The following is a 2,263-nucleotide window of genomic DNA, read 5'->3' as shown; positions in this document are numbered from 1 at the left end:
TGCATGCCGACTTTGTTTCCGGCCACCGCGAACTGGCGGAGCGAACCGGCGCGAAGATTTACATCGGAGAGCGGGCCAGTGCCCGGTTTCCCAACGTGCCTCTGCGTGACGGCTTCTCCCTCCGCTTTGGACAGATCGAGGTCCGCGCCCTGGAAACTCCTGGCCATACGCCGGAGAGCACCTGCCTGGTGGTGACCGATCACGAGAAAAACGCGGACAAGCCGTGGGCCGTCTTCACCGGTGACACGCTGTTCATCGGCGACGTCGGCCGCCCCGACCTCGCCGAGGGCTACACGCCGCAGCAGCTCGCGGGCGCACTCTACGACAGCCTCCACCAGAAGCTGCTCACGCTTCCCGATGACGTGCTGGTGTACCCGGCGCACGGTGCCGGCTCCCTGTGCGGACGCAACATGCGCGCCGACCGCTTCTCCACCATCGGCACCGAGCGCCTCACCAATGCCGCCCTGCAGCTGAAAACGCGCGATGAGTTTGTTCGCGAGCTGACCTCCAAGCTGCCGCCGCGTCCCCTATATTTCGCCGAAGACGCCGCCATCAATCGCGAGGGCGCCGAAGCCCTGGGCGAGCTGCCGCCGTTGCCCCCTCTCTCTCCGGATGACATCCGCGAGGCCCAGGCGCATGGCTACGTCGTGCTCGACACCCGTTCCGGCGAGGATTTTGCGCGCGGGCACGTGCCGGGCTCCGTCAATATCGGGCTCGGGGGCCAGTTTGCTTCCTGGGCGGGGACCCTGCTTGGGTTGGGAGCCAGAATTGTTCTGGTCGGCGAGTCCGATGAAAAAGCCGCGGAAGCCCGCATGCGGCTGGCGCGCGTCGGCATCGAGCATGTCGCTGGATATTTGAAGAACGGCGTCAGCAGCTGGAGCGAGGCCGGTAATTCGCTGGAAAGAATTCCGCAGATTACGGCCGCGCAATTACGCGAACGTCTCGAACAACTCACCGTGCTCGACGTGCGCCGCGAGCCGGAGTGGCAGGCCGGACACATTGAGAGCGCGCACTGGCACGCCCTCGACGATTTTCCCCGCGCCCTCCCACAGTTGGACCGCGACACGCCGGTCGCGGTTCATTGCAAGAGCGGCTACCGCAGCATCATCGCCGCCAGCCTGCTGCGCCGCGCCGGTTTCCGCAACGTCACCGACGTAATTGGGGGATGGGATGCATGGGCAAAAGTTGAGCAAGCTGCGCCTGCTGCCGCAGCAATTAAGAACTAAGTATTGGCTTTGCGATTAGTCTCCGTGGTGGTGGTCCATCTGCCGCTCCACCGACCAGATGGCTGCCTGGGTGTTCTCGTTGGGATAGACGTGCACCATCCACCCGAAAATTTGCGGCCGGAACTTGCCGCCGGCGGCATTGCATTCCTGCTCGGTTGTGATCGACCCCAGTAATCCGAACTTGGCGTGCGGACCGAAGTATTCGCTCTCCCGGCCCTTGGGCGCGCCGCAGAAATTCGTGTGCTCGTGCCAACGCGCGATGCTCAGCGGAATGCGCGCATCCAGCTCGTCGGTGCTCAGTTTCGCGGGCGCCGTGTACATCACCCCGATCAGCTTGTAGCCGCCCGCGGCCGTCTTTTCGTACAGTAGCGAGGTGGGATGGTCCGGGTTCAGCCGGAAGGCTGCTTCCATCGCATACCAGCCGTTGGTGAAGTGATACATCTTCTGCTTCATGTTCGGCATGAAAATGCGGAAGCCGTCGGCCAGCGCCTCGTGATAATCAGCGTAGCGCTGTGCCACGCCCTTGGCAGCCTGCACGATTTCGTCCGCTCGCTGCTGGTCTCCAGGACGCACCGGCCGCATCTCGGTCATCTTCATGTGCCCGCCCATTTCCATGTGACGATGCGACATGGCGCCCACGGCGTGGTCCATCCCCTCGTCCGATGGTGCCTGGGTCGGCGCGCCGGCGTGCTCCATCGACATGTGGTCGTGCTGCGCGGCGGCAAATGGAACCAGCAATACCAGCAATAGCAGGCAGCGTCTCATCCCTCACCCCTGGGTCGTGCTAACCCGAATTCTAGACGGAAGTGGTGAAAAAAGCCGCGGCGCCGGCCACCGCGGTGACCGGTTCGTCGGCTGCGCGGTGGCGCCGGGATGAGTGGAAGCCACACCCGGTTGATTCTGAGACGGGACCGCGGTCCTCGGCTACGGCGCTATGCATTCCACACGTAAAGGTACTGCTCGTCGGCCGCCGTGGCCACCGAACGGTGCAGCTTGCGAGTGGCCCGGTTCAGCGCTGAGCGGATATTGACCTTGGT

The 2,263-nt window shown here is 64.0% G+C and carries 2 protein-coding genes; one reads left to right on the top strand and one right to left on the bottom strand.

The genetic code is table 11. The features are described from left to right. A partial coding sequence (locus VFI82_17110) for an MBL fold metallo-hydrolase (protein HET7186404.1) occupies positions 1–1,226 on the top strand: 1,226 nt, incomplete at its 5' end. 15 nt (positions 1,227–1,241) lie between these two features. On the opposite strand, the gene VFI82_17105 is transcribed toward VFI82_17110, so the two are convergent. Further along, entirely contained in the window at positions 1,242–1,991 is a 750-nt protein-coding gene (locus VFI82_17105; GenBank protein ID HET7186403.1) for a hypothetical protein, read from the bottom strand. Positions 1,992–2,263: the final 272 nt, after the last annotated feature.

This window comes from Terriglobales bacterium (assembly GCA_035691485.1).
Lineage (GTDB): Bacteria > Acidobacteriota > Terriglobia > Terriglobales > Acidobacteriaceae > JAIQGF01.
The sequence above is the reverse complement of the archived record's forward strand: the minus strand, read 5'-3'. Positions and strand labels throughout refer to the sequence as shown.